General features: G+C 69.6%; 20 protein-coding genes. 8 read left to right on the forward strand and 12 right to left on the reverse strand.

Annotated elements, in window-relative coordinates; all coding sequences use genetic code 11:
- Nucleotides 1-102: 102 nt before the first annotated feature.
- The 3 genes from ACVHNB_RS08515 to ACVHNB_RS08525 all read right to left on the reverse strand — a co-directional run bounded on the left by ACVHNB_RS08515 (nucleotide 103) and on the right by ACVHNB_RS08525 (nucleotide 2,690).
- Nucleotides 103-1,440 (reverse strand): FtsK/SpoIIIE domain-containing protein, encoded by a 1,338-nt coding sequence (locus ACVHNB_RS08515; protein WP_456227731.1) that lies wholly within the window; start codon nucleotides 1,438-1,440, stop codon nucleotides 103-105.
- Nucleotides 1,441-1,443: 3 nt separating this feature from the next.
- Entirely contained in the window at nucleotides 1,444-1,776 is a 333-nt protein-coding gene (locus ACVHNB_RS08520; RefSeq protein ID WP_456227732.1) for an SCO3933 family regulatory protein, read from the reverse strand.
- A gap of 134 nt (nucleotides 1,777-1,910) precedes the next feature.
- Complete coding sequence (locus tag ACVHNB_RS08525) at nucleotides 1,911-2,690, reverse strand: GntR family transcriptional regulator (protein ID WP_428952013.1); 780 nt, start codon at nucleotides 2,688-2,690, stop codon at nucleotides 1,911-1,913.
- 18 nt (nucleotides 2,691-2,708) lie between these two features.
- On the opposite strand from ACVHNB_RS08525, the gene ACVHNB_RS08530 reads away from it, so the two are divergent.
- The gene (locus ACVHNB_RS08530; RefSeq protein WP_456228856.1) at nucleotides 2,709-3,185 is read left to right on the forward strand and encodes an NUDIX hydrolase; all 477 of its coding nucleotides are present in this window, start codon (nucleotides 2,709-2,711) and stop codon (nucleotides 3,183-3,185) included.
- 516 nt (nucleotides 3,186-3,701) lie between these two features.
- On the opposite strand, the gene ACVHNB_RS08535 is transcribed toward ACVHNB_RS08530, so the two are convergent.
- Together ACVHNB_RS08535 and ACVHNB_RS08540 are read right to left on the reverse strand one after the other, a co-directional pair.
- Nucleotides 3,702-4,493, reverse strand: coding sequence for a hypothetical protein (locus tag ACVHNB_RS08535; protein WP_456227733.1), 792 nt, complete (start codon nucleotides 4,491-4,493; stop codon nucleotides 3,702-3,704).
- Between the two features lie 187 nt (nucleotides 4,494-4,680).
- A complete protein-coding gene (locus tag ACVHNB_RS08540; protein ID WP_456227734.1) occupies nucleotides 4,681-5,268 on the reverse strand; it encodes a DUF6932 family protein in 588 nt (195 codons plus the stop codon).
- Nucleotides 5,269-5,745: 477 nt separating this feature from the next.
- Between ACVHNB_RS08540 and rlmN the strand changes: the two genes are divergently transcribed.
- The 5 genes from rlmN to ACVHNB_RS08565 all read left to right on the forward strand — a co-directional run bounded on the left by rlmN (nucleotide 5,746) and on the right by ACVHNB_RS08565 (nucleotide 11,708).
- The gene (gene rlmN / locus ACVHNB_RS08545; protein WP_428952009.1) at nucleotides 5,746-6,852 is read left to right on the forward strand and encodes a 23S rRNA (adenine(2503)-C(2))-methyltransferase RlmN; all 1,107 of its coding nucleotides are present in this window, start codon (nucleotides 5,746-5,748) and stop codon (nucleotides 6,850-6,852) included.
- Nucleotides 6,853-7,080: 228 nt separating this feature from the next.
- Nucleotides 7,081-8,157, forward strand: coding sequence for a thiamine ABC transporter substrate-binding protein (locus ACVHNB_RS08550; protein ID WP_428952008.1), 1,077 nt, complete (start codon nucleotides 7,081-7,083; stop codon nucleotides 8,155-8,157).
- On the forward strand, nucleotides 8,133-9,827 hold the full coding sequence (locus ACVHNB_RS08555; protein ID WP_456227735.1) for an ABC transporter permease: 1,695 nt from the start codon (nucleotides 8,133-8,135) through the stop codon (nucleotides 9,825-9,827). Before ACVHNB_RS08550 ends, ACVHNB_RS08555 begins: the two co-directional genes overlap by 25 nt.
- Before the next feature lie 9 nt (nucleotides 9,828-9,836).
- Nucleotides 9,837-10,886: an ABC transporter ATP-binding protein gene (locus ACVHNB_RS08560; protein ID WP_456227736.1), complete on the forward strand. Its 1,050-nt coding sequence runs from the start codon at nucleotides 9,837-9,839 to the stop codon at nucleotides 10,884-10,886.
- 9 nt (nucleotides 10,887-10,895) lie between these two features.
- Complete coding sequence (locus ACVHNB_RS08565; protein ID WP_456227737.1) at nucleotides 10,896-11,708, forward strand: maleylpyruvate isomerase N-terminal domain-containing protein; 813 nt, start codon at nucleotides 10,896-10,898, stop codon at nucleotides 11,706-11,708.
- A gap of 73 nt (nucleotides 11,709-11,781) precedes the next feature.
- Here ACVHNB_RS08565 and ACVHNB_RS08570 read toward each other — a convergent pair whose 3' ends face one another.
- The 7 genes from ACVHNB_RS08570 to ACVHNB_RS08600 form a co-directional block, all read right to left on the reverse strand.
- Nucleotides 11,782-12,450 (reverse strand): LAETG motif-containing sortase-dependent surface protein, encoded by a 669-nt coding sequence (locus ACVHNB_RS08570; protein WP_428952004.1) that lies wholly within the window; start codon nucleotides 12,448-12,450, stop codon nucleotides 11,782-11,784.
- A gap of 176 nt (nucleotides 12,451-12,626) precedes the next feature.
- Nucleotides 12,627-13,769: an LOG family protein gene (locus ACVHNB_RS08575; RefSeq protein WP_428952003.1), complete on the reverse strand. Its 1,143-nt coding sequence runs from the start codon at nucleotides 13,767-13,769 to the stop codon at nucleotides 12,627-12,629.
- Between the two features lie 38 nt (nucleotides 13,770-13,807).
- Entirely contained in the window at nucleotides 13,808-14,215 is a 408-nt protein-coding gene (locus ACVHNB_RS08580) for a VOC family protein (RefSeq protein WP_456227738.1), read from the reverse strand.
- A 73-nt stretch (nucleotides 14,216-14,288) separates the two neighbouring features.
- Nucleotides 14,289-15,473, reverse strand: coding sequence for a hypothetical protein (locus tag ACVHNB_RS08585; protein ID WP_456227739.1), 1,185 nt, complete (start codon nucleotides 15,471-15,473; stop codon nucleotides 14,289-14,291).
- On the reverse strand, nucleotides 15,455-16,195 hold the full coding sequence (locus tag ACVHNB_RS08590; RefSeq protein WP_428952000.1) for an ABC transporter ATP-binding protein: 741 nt from the start codon (nucleotides 16,193-16,195) through the stop codon (nucleotides 15,455-15,457). Before ACVHNB_RS08590 ends, ACVHNB_RS08585 begins: the two co-directional genes overlap by 19 nt.
- A 175-nt stretch (nucleotides 16,196-16,370) precedes the next feature.
- Complete coding sequence (locus tag ACVHNB_RS08595; protein WP_456227740.1) at nucleotides 16,371-17,750, reverse strand: aspartate aminotransferase family protein; 1,380 nt, start codon at nucleotides 17,748-17,750, stop codon at nucleotides 16,371-16,373.
- Nucleotides 17,735-18,250: an Lrp/AsnC family transcriptional regulator gene (locus ACVHNB_RS08600; RefSeq protein WP_428951998.1), complete on the reverse strand. Its 516-nt coding sequence runs from the start codon at nucleotides 18,248-18,250 to the stop codon at nucleotides 17,735-17,737. Before ACVHNB_RS08600 ends, ACVHNB_RS08595 begins: the two co-directional genes overlap by 16 nt.
- 176 nt (nucleotides 18,251-18,426) lie before the next feature.
- Between ACVHNB_RS08600 and ACVHNB_RS08605 the strand changes: the two genes are divergently transcribed.
- Nucleotides 18,427-19,869, forward strand: a complete 1,443-nt coding sequence (locus ACVHNB_RS08605; RefSeq protein ID WP_428951997.1) for a gamma-aminobutyraldehyde dehydrogenase — start codon at nucleotides 18,427-18,429, stop codon at nucleotides 19,867-19,869.
- Nucleotides 19,866-20,378: a DUF1990 family protein gene (locus ACVHNB_RS08610; protein ID WP_456227741.1), complete on the forward strand. Its 513-nt coding sequence runs from the start codon at nucleotides 19,866-19,868 to the stop codon at nucleotides 20,376-20,378. The genes ACVHNB_RS08605 and ACVHNB_RS08610 overlap by 4 nt, the downstream gene beginning before the upstream one ends.
- The last annotated feature ends 120 nt before the right edge of the window (nucleotides 20,379-20,498 follow it).

Here is a 20,498-nt window from a genome sequence, read left to right on the forward strand (position 1 = left end):
GCGGGGAGCAGGGGCTCCGGCCGCCCGGCTTCGGCGGATTCAGGCATGGGTGGGGTAGGGACCTGGCGCGAGACGGTCGCGCCGACCGGAGAGCGAGGAGCGTCAGGGGAACGCGGGTGCCGTCGTCGGCATGGGCGGGATCGTCGGCGCCGGGACCGAAACGGCCGGCCGGAAGGGAGCCAGGGCCGGAAGGTCCGGGATCAGGTGAGCGAACTCGCGACAGGTGGCCACGGTTTCGTCGACCGAGGTGTACGGGGTTCGGATGTGTCCCCAGCCGCCGGAAGCGTCGGCGGCAACGGCCTGCCCAGGCCGGTCGGCGGGGATGGTGCACGCGGCCGGGACGGACTCCGGGGCCACGTCGTTCAGCCCCATCTCTGCCGTCTGCTTGTCGTTGACGCGGTGCACCACGCGGCCGGTGAGCTGGGCACGGAGCATGGTTGCGCCCTTGCCCAGCTCGGAGCCGAAGCGCTGCCCAGAGATCTCCAGGTAGATACCCACCGCGCGGGAGAGCTGGGCCAGGCGGATCATCCCGGTGACGATGCGCTCCCGGCGCTCCTCGTCCTTCTTGGAGGAGATCAGGAAGAGTTCCGCGATCTCGTCGACCAGGACCACGACCGGCGCCGGGCGCAGGTCCTCGGGCAGCTCCCACAGGTCCGAGACGGCGTACTTGGCCAGCAGATCGAAGCGGCCTTCCATCTCCGCCACCAGCACATCGACCAGTGAGGCAGCGTCGTCGGGGTTGGTCGCGAGCGCGGACAGGCGCGGGGCGTAGCGGGCCTGCTCGACCCCGCGCTTGCAGTCCATCCCCACCAGGGCGACGGGCAGTTGAGCGAGCCCCTTGATCAGGTTGCGCTGGTACATGGACTTGCCGGACTGGTTCGCGCCGAGGGTGAGCGCGTGCGGGATCTCGCGGTAGTCCCGCAGATACGCCGTACCGTCGTCCCGGAGTGCGACCGGCACCACCAGATCGTGCGGGGCCGTCTTCTTCGGCAACTGCACCCGGCGCAGCAGGTCATGCCCGGTCATCCGCAGTTCGACATAGCCCGGCTTCTTGGCGATCACCTGGACCGAGTGGACGCCCCAGGCGTGCCGCAGCCGCTCGGATGCGGCGGCCAGGTCGGCGGGCTCCAGACCGGCGGGAAGCCGCAGCGTGACCCGCAGACCGGTCGAAGTGCCCCGCACCCGGCGGATCTTCGGAGCCACCGGCCGGACCTCGTGGCGGGCGACCCGGCGGGACATGAACGCTCGCAGTCCCGACGGCTGGACTGTCAGCCCGCACACATCCATCGTGTTCCGGTACGAGAGAGCGAACCGGCCCCAGGTCATCGGCAGGCCCACGGCCGCCCAGTAGACGCGCGGAGCCTTGTACTTGGCGTAGGCGACGCCCCCAGTACCCGCTATGGCGCCCGACGCCTCGAACCACACGGCCAGGTCAGCCACGACTCAGACCCCCGACGTGATCGCGATCGCGCGGAACGAGATCCCGTGCCGCTTCTCGCCGTTGAAGGTGTTCTCCCAGTCACGGGCCTTGAGCCCGGTCACCCGAACCGGAGTGCCCGGCGCGAGGCCCTCGGGGATGCCCGTCTCCGGGACGGTCACCTGGTAGAGGTTGCCCTCTCCCTCGTCCGAGACCAGCAGGCCCACCGTCGACAGCGCGACGCTCGGGTTGTCGCGGTCCATGGCCCGCTCGCCGGTCTTCTTGTTGATCAGCTTCGGCTCCGGCGCGGTCGCCACGAACACGATGGCGGTCTGAAGGTCGATCTTGAAGGACGGCATTGCGTCTCCTCTATACGAGCTCTTCTCCTGCACTCATGTACAGGAGTTATGAGTAGAAGAGTGCCCAACTCATGTACATGAGTCAAGCAATCAGGGTCGCTGTGCGCCGAGTTGGCCAGAAAGTGGTTCGGCTGTCAGTCCCGCGCGGCGAAGCGATAGTCCAGAACGAACTGGTCAGCGGCCATGATCGTGTCGCAGACCTCCACCACGCGATCGCCATCCGTGATCGCGTTCCGGACAAGGTGAATCACGGGCGCTCCCGGGCTCAGAGCCAAGGCGGAGCCCTCGGCCTTCGTCGCGAGGCGGGCGCTGACGGTCTCGACGAACTCGGCGAGCAGGTGGCCGTGTTCTTCAAGCCGGGCGTAGATGCCGCCGCCCCCGGGGTTCTCAGCGAACATCTCGGGGATGTCCTTCACCACGTCCCACGGCAGGTAGGAGGTCGCCTCTTCGGTGGGAACGCCGTCCCGGAAGTAACGGCGCTTGCGGGCCAGGACCTTCGAGCCCGCCGGCACTTCGAGTCGCTCAGCGATCTCCGCCGGTGCATCAATGGGCCCGACGAACAACACGTTCACCGACGGCACCCCGCCCGACCGCTCCGCCTCGGCGAGGTAAGCAGCCTTCCCGGCCTTCCGGTGGGCCCTACGGAAGCGATCAGAGGACTTCCGCTGTACCGGCGGACGCGAGCGCACGAAGGAACCGCGGCCGTGGTGGGTCTCGATCAACTGGGTAGCGCGGAGCTCGGCCACGGCCTTGCGCACGGTGCCGGACGCGACTCCATACCGAGCCATCAGGTCCGATTCGCTGGGTACAGGAGACCCAGGCTCAAGCGTGCCCGATTGGATCTGCGCGGCCAGGTCGTCCGCGATCTGTAGGTACTTCGCCTTCGCTGAAGACGCCACGCTGTCACTCGCCATAGTCCTACAGTCTCTCCTATTCTCCTGTACATGAGTAACAGCGACCGCCAGAAGCCGTCAACGCCTCTGCACTCGGTATCCGTAGCGGGGGTTGTCGTGCGCGAGGACGGGCGCGTGCTGGTGATCCGTCGCGCCGACAACGGGCACTGGGAGCCGCCGGGCGGAGTGCTGGAGCGGGACGAGGCCATCGAGGATGGGGTGTGCCGCGAGGTCTACGAAGAGACCGGGATCAAGGTGCGCGTCGAGCGGCTCACCGGGGTGTACAAGAACATGACGATCGGGGTCGTCGCCATGGTCTTCCGATGCAGCCCGGACGGTGGGCACGAACAGCTCTCGGACGAATCGACGGCAGTGACCTGGCTTGCCCCGGACGAAGCCATGGCCGCGATGAGTGAGGCCTACAGCGTCCGCATCGCAGATGCCCTCACCGACGACACGGCGCCCCATATCCGAACCCATGACGGACGGAACCTCACCGACCCGGCAGGCAACTAATCCAACTTCCCGTAGGCGGAGAGCTGTTACAAGTTTCTCTACCTCATCAAGCACCCGGCTGCGCTCCGCTCCGCCGGGCGGGCTTCCCGGCTCCGCTCGGGGCGCCGCTCCTGCCTTCGGCCCGCTCCGCCCCGGCTGCGCCGACGCCCGCCCACTGTGGATAGGCCCGGAGGTCATGAGTCGAGCACCCGGCACGCTCGCGGCTCACGGTCGCAGACGATGCCTCCGGCGGGGGATCGGCCGGCACCGGGTGGGAGGGGGCGCCGTTCCCGGCCGCGGGCACATCGTGGCGAGCGTTGGGGGCTCCCATCCCGTCCACCGTCGCCCCAGGCAGAGCCGAGCAGACGCGGCCCATGGCGTCCAGGTCGTTCGTACAGTGGCGCGCTCCACCTGGACGCCATGAACCACGCCCGCTCCACAGACGTGTGGGTCGACGGCGGACGGGATGGGAGCAGGGGAGAGTGGTGGGTGTCCTCTTACAGCCAAAGCGAATCCGGTGGTGCCGAAAGTCGACCGCTAACCTTTTGGATCTGTGGACTCTGTGATCTCGGTCTGCAAGCCTACGTTGGCTTGGTTACCGATGTAATCGATCCGAAGAAGTTTGTGAGTGAATGACTCGCGACCGGTAGCGGTAGACCAGTTTCGCGTCTGCTCCACCTGAACCTCCACTCGCCTGTTGAAGTATGCGCCTAGGTGCGCTGCATTGTCTGGATCGACAAAAAGATTGATGCGCTTGCCGTCGTCGGTCAGGAGCTGTGGATGCACCACTGTACTCACGGTTGAGAGCGTTCCCCTGATGTTTTGTACGGTCGTCTCTTGCTTGGTTCGCTCAATCGCGTCCCGAAGCGCAAGGGCGCCTCTGCGGCCAAGCGTCGCGTTATGTTTTTCGGCTCGACTTCGCCAAACAAAATCGATATCGATTTCGCTCTCGGTGATGGCCTTGGCGAGGTCACTCAAATGCCTAGCTGTGCGTGGACCGAGAAGACGCAGGTCCTCGACCGAGGAGGCTTTTGAAGGATCGTCGACTTGAGCAGTATTGATGACGTTAAAAAAGGCACGAAAGGCTAGGTCGAGCAACGTGTCGGAGCCGCTTGTCTCGGGAATCTCATCGCCTGTAACGGGTTCGGCTGAACCGCCCAGATGGAAAACTACAGATCCAAAGCCGAGCGCCGGAGAGAAGCGGAGCTCAGTAGCGCGCAGGATGGCGGCCTGCACGGACCCAGCCGCAGTCGCCTTCTTTGCTACCGCCTGGCCGCACGCAGTGACGGCCTCCTGGACGGTGCCGATAATAGTAGTGGCCTCACGCACGGGAACTTCGTGTCCCGGGACGGCGCGACCGTGTAGACGCATGTCGAGCTGTGGCGGCTCCTCGGCGATTGGATAGCCCGAGTCTCTCAACATGGCTCGTGTACTTAGATGGGAAAGTTCGGCACTATCTCGCGGGGCCTCGAATTTAGACTTGGCGAGCTTCGCCTTTAGTGCGGCTGCACGCTCCTTAGCGGTATTCACTGAATTTCACCTCCAAGTATCCGCGCCTAGGGAAAGAGTCTTGGCGTACTGGTGGGTCCCCTTTGTTTCCGGTTCTCGATCTCAGCCACCAGTCGTCCCAATATCCGCGTGTGACGTAGTAGTTAGACTGATTGGGGTCCCTGAAGGGGGTTGGGGCAGCGAAGCTGAACCAGGGGATCATGTAGGAATCAACTTGAAGGCCGTGCTGTTGTGCACCCTTGCTTCCAGTTGCGAAATTGCTAATAATCCCCCTCTGCTCGCTATTCAGGGCGTCATATTCCGGGCCGTTGACCAGGAATGTGATGTCTACGTCTCCGGGGTCCAATTTTGAAGTCGTGAAGCTACCGGCAATCCATACTGCGTGGACCGTGAGCGTAGAAGTTATGACTTCGCGAGCTATTTCCCAGTCGTTCCAAATGTTCAGTCGCGAGACGGAAGAAGAAAAATCGGGATGCTCAACAAAGGCGTGCCTGATCTCTTCCTCGGTGCATTCATAACGCCCAAGTGGCAGTGTTCCTGAAGCGCTATTCAATGCAGGTACCGGCATGCTTGGCCCCCCTCCAAACAAACTCATGCCTACCAGGCAAGAGTCCGAGGGTATCGTGCGCCTTCATAGCGGTACACCTCCTACACACCTCAAGCATGCACGGCGTAGCTCGTTGGTGCTCAGTCGCCGCTGGTGATGCCCTGATGGAGTGACCGTAACTCCGTCCACTGACAGCAGGGTGAGGGGCGTAGAGATGAGTGGCCAACGATCGGCCGGCATAGCAGACCGTCCCGTGGCTAGGACACGCGCTGATAAGACCTGCACAGCGTCTAATCCTCAGCGCGAACCAGGCTCGCGCGGCCGCCACGTCGGCTGAATCAGCTGGGCCATCCTCCTTTTCTGTGGCGGTATTAGCCGGTCAGGCCGCGTGGGTGGCCAGAGAGTCTGGGGCCGTCCCTGGGCCGTCCAAGGCCGCTCACCAGTGACCAGCGGCGACCGACAGTGACAGGCGCCCAGCGCGACGACCCCAGGTCAGGCCGATCCATCTGCGACACTGGTACAGCCATGCCTAAGCCCGGAGAACTCACTTTCGTCGCCCCCCGCGGAGCCAAGAAGCCGCCGCGGCACCTCGCCGACCTCTCGCCCGCCGAGCGGAAGGAAGCTGTTGCCGCGATCGGTGAGAAGCCGTTCCGCGCCAAGCAGCTGTCGCAGCACTACTTCGCGCGGTACGCGCACGACCCGGCGGAGTGGACCGACATCCCGGCCGGTTCGCGCGAGAAGCTGCGGGAAGCGCTGCTGCCCGAGCTGATGACCGTCGTGCGGCACCTGTCGACCGATCAGGACACCACCCGCAAGACCCTGTGGCGGCTGTTCGACGGGACGCTCGTCGAGTCCGTTCTGATGCGGTACCCGGACCGGGTCACCATGTGCATCTCGTCGCAGGCCGGATGCGGGATGAACTGCCCGTTCTGTGCCACGGGGCAGGCCGGGCTCGACCGGAATCTGTCGACCGGCGAGATCGTGCACCAGATCGTCGACGGGATGCGGGCCCTGCGCGACGGGGAGATCCCGGGCGGTCCGGCGCGGCTGAGCAACATCGTGTTCATGGGGATGGGCGAGCCGCTCGCCAACTACAAGCGGGTGGTCGGTGCGATTCGGGCGCTGACCGACCCCGAGCCGGACGGGCTCGGGCTGAGCCAGCGCGGCATCACCGTGTCGACGGTCGGGCTCGTGCCCGCCATCAACCGGTTCGCCGACGAGGGCTTCAAGTGCCGCCTCGCCATCTCGCTGCACGCCCCCGACGACGAGCTGCGCGACACCCTCGTGCCCGTCAACACGCGGTGGAAGGTGCGGGAGGTGCTCGACGCCGGCCTGGAGTACGCGGCCAGGTCCGGGCGGCGGCTGTCCATCGAGTACGCGCTCATCCGCGACATCAACGACCAGGCGTGGCGCGGTGACCGGCTCGGCCGGCTGCTCAAGGGCAAGCCGGTGCACGTGAACCTGATCCCGCTGAACCCGACGCCGGGCTCGAAGTGGACCGCGTCGCGGCCCGAGGACGAGAAGGCGTTCGTCGCGGCCATCGCCGCGCACGGCGTGCCGGTGACCGTCCGGGACACCCGTGGCCAGGAGATCGACGGGGCGTGTGGTCAGCTCGCCGCCACCGAGCGGTAGCCTTGCGTCCGGTAGTACCTACATCTGCATATTCCGACAGGGGAGCGCCACAGCGCTGAGAGTGCGGCACCAGACCTATGGCAGGCCGCAGACCCTCTGAACCTTGCCCAGGTCATTCTGGGTAGGAAGTTCGGACACCACTCAAGCTGTTGCGCCCTGCCCGGAACCTTGTCCAAGGTCTCCGGGCAGGGCCGCGTCTTCTCCTGGTCACCCCCAGGAGGAATTCCAGTGAGCAAGAAGACGTACGTGGCCGTGGCCGTCGGCCTCGGACTGGTCACGCTGTCCGCGTGCGGGTCGTCCGGCACCGCGGGCTCCGGCGGCGACGCCAAGACCGTCACCCTCGTCAGCCACGACTCGTGGGCCGTCTCCAAGAACGTACTGAAGGACTTCGAGAAGAAGTCCGGGTACAAGGTGAAGGTCCTGGAGGACGGCGACGCCGGGCAGGCCGTCAACAAGGCGATCCTCTCCAAGGGCAACCCGCAGGGCGACGTGTTCTTCGGCGTCGACAACACCCTGCTGTCGCGGGCGCTCGACAACGGGGTCTTCTCCTCGTACAAGGCGAAGGGCCTCGGCGAGGTGAAGAGCGAGTACCAGCTCGACGCCGACAAGAACCGGGTCACGCCCGTCGACACCGGCGACATCTGCGTCAACTACGACAAGAAGTACTTCGAGCAGCACAAGCTGACGCCGCCGGGCTCCTTCGCCGACCTCACCAAGCCCGCGTACAAGAACCTGCTCGTCACCGAGAACGCCGCCACGTCGTCGCCCGGCCTCGGCTTCCTTCTCGGGTCCGCCGCGCGGTACGGCGACGACGCCTGGCAGGGCTACTGGAAGAAGCTCGTGGCCAACGGCGTGAAGGTCGTCGACGGCTGGGACCAGGCCTACAACGAGGAGTTCAGCGGAAGCGCCGGCGGGAAGAAGGCGGGCGGCGACCGGCCGCTCGTCGTGTCGTACGCCTCCTCGCCGCCCGCCGAGGCGATCTACTCCGACCCGCAGCCCAAGACGTCGCCGGTCGGCGTCGCGACCGGCACCTGCTTCCAGCAGGTCGAGTTCGCCGGCCTGCTCGACGGAGCGAAGAACACCAAGGGCGGCCAGGCGTTCATCGACTTCCTGATCTCCAAGGAGTTCCAGCAGGACATGCCGCTCAACATGTTCGTCGACCCGGTGACGGAGAGCGCCACCGCGCCCGCCGACTACACCAAGTACGCGGTGCAGGTCGACGACCCCGAGACCATGAGCCCCCGCAAGATCGCGGACAACCGTGACGACTGGGTCAAGGCGTGGACCTCGCTCGTAAGGAAGTGACGAAGGCGCGGGCGACCCGCGTCCGCCGGCCCGGGAACGCGACGCGGCTCGGCCTCATGGCCGTGCCCGTCGTGTTCTTCGGCGTCTTCTTCGCCTACCCGGTCGTCGCGATCGTGCGGCGGGGGCTGTACGCCGACGGCGGCCGGCACCTCGGGCGGATCGTGGACGTGCTGGGGGAGCCGGACATCCGGCACGTCCTGTGGTTCACGGTGTGGCAGGCGCTCGCCTCGACCGTGCTCACCCTGCTGATCGCGCTGCCGGGCGCGTACGTCTTCGCCCGGCTCGACTTCCCCGGCAAGCAGGTGCTGCGGGCCGTGGTGACCGTGCCGTTCGTGCTGCCGACCGTCGTCGTCGGGACCGCGTTCCTGGCCCTCGTCGGCCGGGGCGGGCTGCTCGACGAGCTGTGGGGCGTCCGGCTCGACACCACGGTGTGGGCGATCCTGATCGCGCATGTCTTCTTCAACTACGCGGTGGTCGTGCGGACCGTGGGCGGCCTGTGGTCGCAGCTCGACCCGCGCCAGGAGGAGGCCGCGCGGATGCTCGGCGCCTCCCGGCTCGCGGCCTGGCGCACGGTGACGCTGCCCGCGCTCGGCCCGGCCGTGGCGGCCGCGGCCCTCATGGTCTTCCTGTTCACGTTCACGTCGTTCGGGGTCGTGCAGATCCTCGGCGGGCCCGGCTACTCGACCCTGGAGGTCGAGATCTACCGGCAGACCGCGCAGATCTTCGACCTGTCGACCGCGGCCGTCCTCACCCTCGTGCAGTTCGCGGCGGTCGGGCTGATCCTCGGCGTGCACGCCTGGACCGTGCGGCGACGGGAGGGCGCGCTGCGCCTCGTCGACGCCGCGCACACCGCCCGTCGGCCGCGCGGGGCGGGCCAGTGGGCGCTCCTCGCCGGGGTGCTGGCGACCGTCGTCGTACTGATCCTGCTGCCGCTCGGCGTGCTGGTGCAGCGCTCGCTCGACGCTCCGGGCGGATACGGCTTCGCGTACTACCGGGCGCTGGGCGACGCCGACGGCGGCACCTTCCTCGTGCCGCCGATCAACGCGATCTGGAACTCGCTGGAGTACGCGCTCGCCGCCACCGCCATCGCGCTCGTCATCGGCGGGCTCGCCGCGGCGGCCCTGACCCGGCGCGCGGGGCGGCTCGTGCGCGGGTTCGACGCGCTGCTGATGCTGCCGCTCGGGGTGTCCGCGGTGACCGTCGGGTTCGGTTTCCTGATCACCCTCGACAAGCCGCCGCTGGACCTGCGGGCCTCCTGGATCCTGGTGCCGCTCGCGCAGGCGCTGGTCGGCGTCCCGTTCGTCGTCCGCACCATGCTGCCGGTGCTGCGGGCCGTCGACGGACGGCTGCGGGAGGCCGCCGCCGTACTCGGCGCCTCGCCGCTGCGGGTGTGGCGGGAGGTCGATCTGCCCATGGTGCGGCGGGCGTTGCTGGTCGCGGCGGGGTTCGCGTTCGCCGTGTCGCTCGGCGAGTTCGGGGCGACGGTCTTCATCGCGCGGCCCGACAACCCGACGCTGCCGGTCGCCGTGGCACGGCTGCTCGGCCGGGCCGGCGACCTCAACTACGGGCAGGCGATGGCTCTTTCGACGGTCCTCATGGTCGTCTGTGCCGTCTCCCTGCTGTTGCTCGAACGTATTCGGCCCGCCAAGGCCTCGACCGGGGAGTTCTGAGGAGTCTGTATGCCGGCGCTGCTGGAGTTGGACGACGCGACCGTACGGTTCGGCGGGCGCGCCGCGCTCGACGACGTGGACCTGGAGGTCGCCGAGCACGAGATCGTGTGCGTGCTGGGGCCCAGCGGCAGCGGCAAGTCGACGCTGCTGCGGGCCGTCGCCGGACTGCAGCCCCTGGACGGCGGGCGGGTCCTGCTCGACGGACGTGACCAGAGCGGGGTGCCCGCGCACAAGCGGGGCGTGGGCCTGATGTTCCAGGACCACCAGCTGTTCCCGCAGCGGGACGTGGGCGGCAACGTCGCCTTCGGGCTGCGGATGCACGGCGCGGCCCGGGACGAACAGGCTGCCCGTGTCGGGGAGTTGCTCGAGCTCGTCGGCCTGCCCGGCGCCGAGCGCCGGGCCGTCGCCGCGCTGTCCGGCGGTGAGCAGCAGCGCGTCGCCCTTGCCCGGGCCCTCGCGCCGCGCCCCCGGCTGCTCATGCTCGACGAACCGCTCGGCCAGCTCGACCGGTCGCTGCGCGAGCGGCTGGTCGTCGAACTGCGCGAACTCTTCGGCGAGTTGGGCACCACCGTGCTCGCCGTCACGCACGACCAGGGCGAGGCCTTCGCGCTCGCCGACCGGGTCGTCGTCATGCGCGACGGGCGGATCGCCCAGTCCGGCACCCCTCTCGACGTGTGGCGCCACCCGGCCGACGAGTTCGTGGCCCGCTTCCTCGGCTTCGACAACGTGGTCGAGGCGACCGTGTCCGTCTCGGGCGACGCCGCGGACACCCCCTGGGGCAAGGTGCCGGTGCCCGCGGGCGCGGCGCCGGGCACCGCCAGGATCCTCGTCCGGCCCGCGGGCGTACGCCTCGTGCCCGCCGCCGACGCCCAGTTGCTCTGCACCGTCGCCGCCCGCACCTTCCGCGGCACGCACGTCGCGCTGCACCTGCAACCGGACGACGCGCCCCGGCTCGAAGCGGCCTGCGCCCTGCGCGAGGCGCCGGAGCAGGGCGCCGAGGTCGGCGTCGCCTTCGGCGCGGCGGAAATCGTGATGCTGGGCGGCGGCCCGGATACGTAGGGTCGGCGCATGACGACCTCAGCGCCGCAGTCGCCCGGACAGCTCTCCCACGACCGTCATTGCGACGAAATCATCGCCCAGACCGCTCTGTTGAGGGGACACCTGGCCGATGCCGACCTCTCCGTGACCGTGCCGACCTGCCCCGACTGGAGCCTGCGCGAACTCGCCGAGCACGTCGGCCGCGCACACCGCTGGGCCGAGGCCATGGTCCGCACCCGGGTGACCGAGGCACTGCCCGAGGACGAGGTGCCGGACCGGGCACCGCGGGACAGCACGGCCGCGACGCTCGGCAGCTGGCTCGACGACGGGGCGCGGCGGCTCGCGGACACCCTGCGCGCGGCCGGTCCCGACACCGCCTGCTGGAGCTGGGCGTGGCGGCACGACGCCGGGTTCTGGGCCCGCCGGATGACCCACGAGACGGTGATCCACCGGGCCGACGCGGCCCTCGCGGCGAAGGACGACTACGACGTGGCGCCCGAGGTGGCCGCCGACGCGATCGAGGAATGGCTGCGCATCGTGCGCTTCGTCCAGGACGTCGACGCCCGGGACTGCGCCCAGGAGTTGAAGGCCGGCGGCCGCACCCTGCATCTGCACGCCACCGACACCGCCCCGGAACTCGCCGCCGAGTGGCTGATCGAACTGCGCGACGAGGGCATCGTCTGGCGTCGCGACCACGCGAAGGCCGACGTCGCGCTGCGCGGCCCGCTGACCGCCGTGCTGCTCGCCTTCTACCGCCGCGAACCGGTCGACGGCGGCCGCGTCGAGGTCCTGGGCGACCGGGAGTTGCTCGACCACTGGCTGGCCCGGGCCACCTTCGCCTGAACGCGAAGAAGGGGCCGTACGGGACACCGGCCCACCTGCTCGGCCAAGGCGCCCGTACGACCCCTTCAGATGCTCAGCGCTGGGCGGCGCCGCGCTTGCGCAGCGCGAACACCACACCGCCGCCCGCGACGACCAGAGCCGCGGCGACACCGGCGATCAGGCCGGTGTTGCTGTTGGCACCGGTCTCGGCGAGGTCCGAACCACCGGCCGGGGAGGCCGAGTTGCTCGGGGCCGGGGCCGCCGGGGTGGTGGACTCGGACGCCGACGGGGTCGGCGTGGCCGACTCGGCCGGCTTGGACGTGCTCGGCGCCGGGGAGGACGGCGTCGGGGTCGGCTTCTCCGTGGCGCAGGCCGTCGCCGGGGTGGTGACGCCGCCCGGGATGTCCTTGTCCACGTCGTACTTGTCGGTCTTCACGTGCACGCGGTACTGCGTGTTCGGGGCCCAGTTCTCGGTGAACGTGATGGTGGTGCCCTCGCGGGAACCGGTCACGGTCTGGGTGCCGACGAGCTTCTCGCTGTCGCCCGACCCGGTGAACAGGGTGATGGTGGCGGGCGTCCTCGAGGAGTCGACGTCCTTGACGGTGATGACGCCCTGGTCACCGTTGCAGCTGGCCTCGGCGGTGAAGTCGCCGATGGAGCACGCCGAGGCGGAACCGGCTACGCCCAGCGTCAGCGCCGTCGCGGCGGCAGCCACTCCGGCGAAGCGCGCGGCGCGTGCGGATATACGGGGGGTTACGGACACGGTTGTCCTTCACGGGATCAAGTGCAGAAAACGATGGGTGCCGTGGGGGAACGCGTGGCTCCTGCCTCAACACCCTCACGGTCCCCTCACGTTTACAAGCGCCCATAACGCAGCGTCAATACACAGAGGGGCCTCAGAGTTCAGTCTTGACCCGCGCTTGACCCGGCGGCCGGCTCTCACGTCATGCGCGTCAGCGCCTCGCCCGCCTCCTCGACCGAGTCGACGAGCGCGATCCGCGACTCCATCGACCGGCCGCGCGCGAGCGCCTGCAGCAGCGGCCACGCCGGCAGCCGCTCCGTCCAGTGTGCCCGGTCGACGAGGACCATCGGGGTCGGTTCGCCACGCGACTCGTAGTAATTGGGCGTGGCGTTGTCGAAGACCTCCTGGACCGTGCCGGCCGCGCCGGGCAGGAAGATGACGCCCGCGTTCGAGCGGGCGAGCAGGCCGTCCTCGCGGGTGGCGTTGGCGAAGTACTTGGCGAGGTGCGCGGCGAACGCGTTGGGCGGCTCGTGCCCGTAGAACCAGGTCGGGATGCCGACCGAGGCACCGCCGCCGGGCCAGCGCGAGCGCACCTCGAACGCGGCGCCCGCCCAGTCCGTGACCGAGGGCGTGAACGACGGCGCCTTCGCGAGCAGCCGCAGCGCCTCGTCCAGCATGCCGTCGGCGAAGGGCGCGGCGTACCCGCCCAGGTTCGCCGCCTCCATCGCGCCCGGACCGCCGCCCGTCGCCACGGTGAGACCGGCCCGCGCCAGCGACCGGCCGAGCCGGGCCGCCCCCGCGTACTCCTGGGTGCCGCGGGCCATCGCGTGGCCGCCCATGACGCCCACCACCCGGGCCCCGGCGAGGAGTTCGTCGAGGGCGTCGGAGACCGAGTCGTCGTGCACGGCACGCAGCATCGACGCGAACACATCGCCGTCGGCCTTGGTCCGCTGGAACCAGTCGTACGCGCGGGCGTCCGGCGTCGCCTCGTACCCGCCCGGCCCGGACAGCCCCTCGAAGAGCTCCTCCGGCGTGTAGAGGTGGCCCCGGTACGGGTCGAAGGGAAGGCCGGGCACCGGCGGGAAGACGAGGGCCCCGGCGGCCCGCACCCGCGCGGCCGCCGCCGGCTCCATCGGGCAGCCGAGGAAGACCGCCCCCGCGACATCGGCGGCGAGCAGCCGGTCCGAGCGGTCCGTCAGATCGACGGCCTGCACCCGGTGACCGGCGAGCGTGCCGTGCGCGTCGACGGTCTCGTCGAACTCCGCGAGCGTCTCGATCTCGCGGTCGGACGTGGTCCGGGGCGGGGACGGTTCGGATGACTGCTCAGGTGTCGTCTGCACCCGCCCATGCTAAGCACCCCCGCCGCAACGGCAGTTGCTCAGCCCTCCACGACCGACGGGTCCATCCACATCACCTCGAAGGTGTGGCCGTCCAGGTCGTCGAAGGCCCGGCCGTACATGAACCCGTGGTCCTGCTTCTCGCCGGTCTCGGTGCCGCCCGCCGCGATCGCCCGGTCGACCAGCTCGTCGACCTTCTCGCGGCTCTCGGCGCTCAGACACAGCAGCACCTCGCTGCTGCTCGTCGAGTCGACGATCGTCTTCTTCGTGAAGCTCGCGTACTTCTCCTTGGAGAGCAGCATGATCACGATGTGCTCGCTGACCACGATCGACGAGCAGGTGTCGTCGGAGAACTGGGGGTTGCGCGCGTATCCGAGCTCGGTGAAGAACTTGGTGGCCGCCGCCAGGTCGTTCACGGCCAGGTTCGGGAAGATCATCTGCTGGTACATGGGGTGTCCGTCGCCTTCTCGGTCCGGTGGTCTCGTGTCGTACGCAGAGTTAGACGCCGGGCCGCGGCAAAACTCATCGCACGGCCAGCGGACTCGCCGAAAGTTCCGCGACGGCCCAGGTCAGCGGGCCGAAGAGGGCCAGCAGAGCGCCCGCGCGCAGGGCCGCGGCCCCGCGCAGCATCGTGGCCGGCGCACCGAGCCGCAGCAGCGCGGCGGTGGTGTGGCTGCGGGCCTGGCGCGCCTCGACGGCCGCGGTCGCCAGCGTGGCGAGGGTGCAGCCGACGACGAGCACCGCGCCGAGCGTCGTCAGCGGACCGAGGCCCGGGTCGGCCTTGCCGACGTTCCCGTACAGCACGTTCGCCGCGTACGCCCCGGAGGCCACCGCGCAGACGACGCCGAGCGGGCGCCCGATGCGCCGCGCCTCCTCCTGGAGCACGCGCCCGGCGAGCAGCCGGACGGCCCCCGGGCGTACGGCCTGGAGGACGCGCCCGCACTGGTAGGTGAGACCGGGTCCGGCGAGCGCCAGGCCGAGCGCGGTCAGCGCCCAGCCGGCCAGTACTCCGCCCGGGCTGCCGCCGAGCCCGCCCGGCATCGGCGGCCCGTCGGCGCCGCGGGCGTGCGAGGCGTACGTCTCCACGGCGAGCCCGGCGGCGAGCAGCGCGACGCCCCACGGCAGGCCGGTCGGCGCGGGGGTCGGCTCCGCGGCCGCCGCGGCCCCTTCCTCGGCGGCGGCCTTGCGGGCCTTGCCCGGCTGGGGGCGCAGCACGAGGGCGCTGGCGCCGGACGCCACCAGCGGCACGAAGGTGAGCAGGGTGAGGGCGGCGGCCAGCGGCAGCGGCCGGTCGGCGGCGAGGAGCCGACGGGCCGCGCCGTCGAACGGGAGCCCCGAGAGGTCCCCGCGCAGGTGCAGGAAGAACAGCAGCGCCAGCATCGAGCCGAGGGTGCAGGCGATCGCCGTGGAGATCGCCGACAGGAGGGTGAGGCGCGCCGGGCCGAGGCCCACGGCGGACAGGCCGGGGCGCGGTTTCGTCCCCGGGTCCGAGCGGGCCACGGCGACGGCGAAGTGCACGGTGGCGGCGAGCGGTACGACGCACCAGGCCAGGCGCAGCAGGGCGTTCGTGGACGCCTCGGGGTGCCCCATCGCGTACCCCAGGGTGCACAGCAGCAGGAATCCGGTGCCCGCCGAGGCGGCGGCCACCAGGAGTCTGCGGAGCTGGACCAGGGGATGGGAGCCGCGGGCTAGACGGAGAGCGAGCACGCGGCCCGGCCTTCCGCGTCAGTGGCCCCGGCGGGCAGGTGCACGGTGTTCACCCGGCGTCCGTCGAGCAACGACACCGTGCGGTCGGCGAGCGCGCTGACGTCGGGGTCGTGGGTGGCCAGCACGACGGTGATGGCGTGCGAGCGGGCCGCCGCCGTCAGCGTGCGAAGAACGTGGGCGCGGTCGGCGCGGTGCAGCGTCGCGGTCGGCTCGTCGGCGAACACCACGTCCGGGGCGTGCACCAGGGCGCGGGCGATGGCGACGCGCTGCCGCTCGGCCATCCGCAGGGCGCCGGGGCGCTTGCGGGCGAGGTGGCCGACGTCGAGCCGGTCCAGCCATTCGTGGGCGGCGGTCTTGGCGGGGCGCCGGCCGGTGCCGCGCAGCATCAGCGGCAGGGCCGTGTTCTCCCACACGTTCAGCTCGTCGACGAGGGCGGGTTCGGGGTCGATCCAGCCGAACCGGTCGCGCCGCAGCCGCTCGCGCACCAGGGCGCCCATGGTGTGCACCGGCGTGCTGTTGAACCACACCTCGCCCTGCTGCGGCAGGAGCTGGCCCGACAGGCACTGCAGCAGCGTCGTCTTGCCGGCGCCGCGCGGGCCGCTGACGGCGAGGATCTCGCCCTCGCGGACACCGAGCGAGACGCCGGTGAGCGCGGGCGAGCCGCTGTGCGTGAAGTGCAGGGCGCGTGCCCAGAGAACGTCGTTGTCCGGCGGGGCCACCATGGGCGTACACCTCGGTTCAGATCAGTTGCCTTACCCCGTAAGGGGGGAACGAAGGCGGGGCCGATCGGTCACTGGGCACGGTAGGTATCCCTGAGCGGATGCCGGACAAAGGACGCGGCCCGGCCGCCCCCATCTCACTCGGATGGGCGCAGCCGGGCCGTTGCCCGAAGGAGGATCAGATCTTCGTCCAGGCCTCCTGGAGCACCTGGCGGATGATCCCCTCGATCTCGTCGAACGTGGACTGGTCCGAGATCAGCGGCGGGGAGAGCTGGATGACCGGGTCGCCACGGTCGTCGGCGCGGCAGTACAGGCCGTACTCGAAGAGCTTCTTGGAGACGAAGCCGTAGAGCACGCGCTCCGACTCCTCGTCCGTGAAGGTCTCCTTGGTGGCCTTGTCCTTGACGAGCTCGATGCCGTAGAAGAAGCCGTTGCCGCGGACGTCGCCGACGATCGGCAGGTCGTGCAGCTTCTGCAGCGTCTGCAGGAAGTTGGCCTCGTTGTCGAGCACGTGCTGGTTGAGGCCCTCGCGCTCGAACAGGTCGAGGTTGGCGAGACCCACCGCGGCGGACACCGGGTGACCACCGAAGGTGTAGCCGTGCAGGAAGGTGTTGTCGCCCTTGTAGAAGGGCTCCGCGATGCGGTCGGACACGATCGCGGCACCGATCGGGGAGTAGCCCGAGGTCATGCCCTTGGCGCAGGTGATGATGTCCGGGACGTAGCCGAACTTGTCACACGCGAAATACGTGCCGAGACGGCCGAAGGCGCAGATGACCTCGTCCGAGACGAGCAGCACGTCGTACTGGTCGCAGATCTCGCGCACGCGCTGGAAGTAGCCGGGCGGCGGCGGGAAGCAGCCGCCGGCGTTCTGCACCGGCTCCAGGAACACGGCCGCGACCGTCTCCGGGCCCTCGAACAGGATCTCCTGCTCGATCTGGTCGGCGGCCCAGCGGCCGAAGGCCTCGGGGTCGTCGCCGTGGATCGGGGCGCGGTAGATGTTCGTGTTCGGCACCTTGTGCGCGCCCGGGACGAGCGGCTCGAAGGGGGCCTTGAGGGCCGGCAGGCCGGTGATGGACAGGGCGCCCTGCGGGGTGCCGTGGTAGGCGACCGCGCGCGAGATGACCTTGTACTTCGTGTGGTTGCCGTTGAGCTTGTGGTACTGCTTCGCCAGCTTCCACGCGGTCTCGACGGCCTCGCCGCCACCGGTGGTGAAGAAGACCTTGTTGAGGTCGCCCGGAGCGTGGTGGGCCAGGCGCTCGGCCAGCTCCACCGCCTTGGGGTGGGCGTAGGACCACACGGGGAAGAAGGCCAGCTCGGCCGCCTGCTTGGCGGCGACCTCGGCGAGCTCCTGGCGGCCGTGGCCGGCCTGGACCACGAACAGGCCCGCGAGGCCGTCGAGGTACTTCTTGCCCTTGTCGTCGTAGATGTAGGTGCCCTCGCCACGCACGATGGTGGGAACGGGCGCGTTCTCGTACGACGACATGCGGGTGAAGTGCATCCACAGGTGGTCGTACGCGGTTCGGCTGAGGTCCTTGCTCACGGCTATCGGGTTCCCCACATATAGGTCTGCTTCTTGAGCTTGAGGTAGACGAAGCTCTCGGTGGAGCGCACGCCGGGCAGCGCCCGGATGCGTTTGTTGATGACGTCCAGAAGGTGGTCGTCGTCCTCGCAGACGACCTCCACCATCAGGTCGAACGAGCCCGCTGTCATCACGACGTACTCGCATTCCGGCATGGCCGTCAGCGCGTCCGCCACGGGATCCAGGTCGCCCTCGACGTTGATGCCGACCATCGCCTGCCGCCGGAAGCCCACGGTGAGCGGGTCCGTGACGGCGACGATCTGCATCACGCCCTGGTCGAGCAGCTTCTGCACGCGCTGGCGCACGGCCGCCTCGGACAGGCCGACGGCCTTGCCGATGGCGGCGTACGGGCGCCTGCCGTCTTCTTGGAGCTGCTCGATGATGGCGAGGGAGACGGCGTCCAGCGGCGGACTTCCGCCGTTCTTCGGACGGGGTCCCTTGGGGTCTGCGCTGCGACTGGCCACGACCTCACTGTGCACGAGGACTCGACAGTTCCGCAAGCCCGGATCGATGAAATCCGTTGTTTACGACTTCGATACTCACGGATTTCGTAGGTGCGGGGTGGCGGGGGGTGTCGAAAACGTCGGTGAACGGATTAGGGTGGGTGTCTCAAGCAGTGGACATCCGTCTTTTCCATCCGCAAGGAGGCCGGTCAGTGACCACCAGTGAGCTGCGTCGTCTGCGCAATTACATCGATGGCGAGTTCCGGGACGCCGCCGACGGCCGGACCACCGAGGTGGTCAACCCGGCCACCGGCGAGGCGTACGCCACCGCGCCGCTGTCCGGGCAGGCGGACATCGACGCCGCCATGGCCGCCGCCGAGGCCGCGTTCCCGGCCTGGCGCGACCTGACCCCGGCCGAGCGCCAGAAGGCCCTCCTCAAGATCGCGGACGCGTTCGAGGAGCGGGCCGAGGAGCTCATCGCGGCCGAGGTCGAGAACACGGGCAAGCCGATCGGGCTCACGCGGTCCGAGGAGATCCCGCCGATGGTGGACCAGATCCGCTTCTTCGCGGGTGCCGCCCGGATGCTCGAAGGCCGCGCGGCCGGCGAGTACATGGAGGGCCTGACCTCCATCATCCGCCGCGAGCCGATCGGCGTCTGCGCGCAGGTCGCGCCGTGGAACTACCCGATGATGATGGGCGTGTGGAAGTTCGCCCCGGCGCTGGCCGCGGGCAACACCGTCGTCCTCAAGCCGTCCGACACCACCCCCGCCTCCACGGTCCTGATGGCCGAGATCATCGGCTCGATCGTGCCCAAGGGCGTCTTCAACGTGGTGTGCGGCGACCGTGACACCGGCCGCATGATGGTCGAGCACGAGACCCCGGCGATGGCCTCCATCACCGGTTCCGTGCGCGCCGGCATGCAGGTCGCCGAGTCCGCGTCCAAGGACCTCAAGCGCGTCCACCTGGAGCTGGGCGGCAAGGCCCCGGTCGTCGTCTTCGAGGACACCGACATCGCCAAGGCCGTCGAGGACATCTCGGTCGCGGGCTTCTTCAACGCGGGCCAGGACTGTACGGCCGCCACCCGCGTCCTCGTCCAGGAGTCCATCCACGACGAGTTCGTGACCGCGCTCGCCAAGGCCGCCGCCGACACCAAGACCGGCCAGCCGGACGACGAGGACGTGCTCTACGGCCCGCTCAACAACCCGAACCAGCTCAAGCAGGTCTCCGGGTTCATCGAGCGCCTGCCCGCCCACGCCAAGGTCGAGGCCGGTGGCCACCGCGTCGGCGAGAAGGGCTTCTTCTACGCCCCGACCGTCGTCTCGGGCCTCAAGCAGGACGACGAGATCATCCAGAACGAGGTCTTCGGCCCGGTCATCACCGTCCAGTCCTTCACGGACGAGGCGCAGGCCACCGAGTGGGCCAACGGCGTGGACTACGCGCTGGCGTCCTCGGTGTGGACCAAGGACCACGCGCGCGCGATGCGCATGTCGAAGGTCCTCGACTTCGGCTGCGTGTGGATCAACACGCACATCCCGCTCGTCGCCGAGATGCCGCACGGCGGCTTCAAGAAGTCGGGCTACGGCAAGGACCTGTCGGCGTACGGCTTCGACGACTACACGCGCATCAAGCACGTGATGACGTCGCTGGACGCGTGACCCTCACCTATCCGGAGGTCGGCGCGACCCTGACGGACGGTCACCTGCCGTCGGGGTACGCCCACATGGACCGTCGTGTCCGTCTCGGCTCGGGGCCTGAGTGCTTCGAGCGGGCGGGCGCGGCGGTTCTGTCGTGGGCGGCGCAGCGCGGGGCAGGGCTGACCGTGACACCGCCGGACGCCGTCCGGGAGGACGCCGACGTGGTGCTGCGGGCGCCGTTCCTGCCCGGCGTGCGGATCCCGTGCCGCGTCGTACGGGTCGTCCGGGACGAGGCACGCGCCGGCTTCGCGTACGGGACGCTGCCCGGGCATCCCGAATGCGGCGAGGAGGCCTTCCTCGTCGAACGGGACGCGGACGGCTCCGTGTGGTTCCGGATCCGGGCGTTCTCGCGGCCGGGGCGGTGGTACGCCCGGGTGGGCGGGCCTGTGGCGCGGGCCGTGCAGAGGTGGGTGACCGGGCGGTATCTGCGGGCCGTTCAGCGGGCGGCCGCCTCGTCGCCGCGGGCGTGACTCCCGTTCGCGGGCGCGGAGTTCGCCGAGGTTGCCCGCGCGGGTTCCCGCGCCGTCGGCGGGCCCGAAAAGATCGACAGGGTGTCGGCCGGGGGCCGCGCCGCTCGACGCAGCGTCCAT

This window comes from Streptomyces sp. YJ-C3 (genome assembly GCF_053891275.1).

What these genes read in the sequence shown, in the direction of transcription:
- ACVHNB_RS08520 (WP_456227732.1), bottom strand. Translation starts at nt 1,776, where the DNA reads ATGCCGTCCTTCAAGATCGACCTTCAGACCGCCATCGTGTTCGTGGCG.
- ACVHNB_RS08525 (WP_428952013.1), bottom strand. Translation starts at nt 2,690, where the DNA reads ATGGCGAGTGACAGCGTGGCGTCTTCAGCGAAGGCGAAGTACCTACAG.
- ACVHNB_RS08540 (WP_456227734.1), bottom strand. Translation starts at nt 5,268, where the DNA reads ATGAGTTTGTTTGGAGGGGGGCCAAGCATGCCGGTACCTGCATTGAAT.
- rlmN (WP_428952009.1), top strand. Translation starts at nt 5,746, where the DNA reads ATGCCTAAGCCCGGAGAACTCACTTTCGTCGCCCCCCGCGGAGCCAAG.
- ACVHNB_RS08560 (WP_456227736.1), top strand. Translation starts at nt 9,837, where the DNA reads ATGCCGGCGCTGCTGGAGTTGGACGACGCGACCGTACGGTTCGGCGGG.
- ACVHNB_RS08565 (WP_456227737.1), top strand. Translation starts at nt 10,896, where the DNA reads ATGACGACCTCAGCGCCGCAGTCGCCCGGACAGCTCTCCCACGACCGT.
- ACVHNB_RS08580 (WP_456227738.1), bottom strand. Translation starts at nt 14,215, where the DNA reads ATGTACCAGCAGATGATCTTCCCGAACCTGGCCGTGAACGACCTGGCG.
- ACVHNB_RS08590 (WP_428952000.1), bottom strand. Translation starts at nt 16,195, where the DNA reads ATGGTGGCCCCGCCGGACAACGACGTTCTCTGGGCACGCGCCCTGCAC.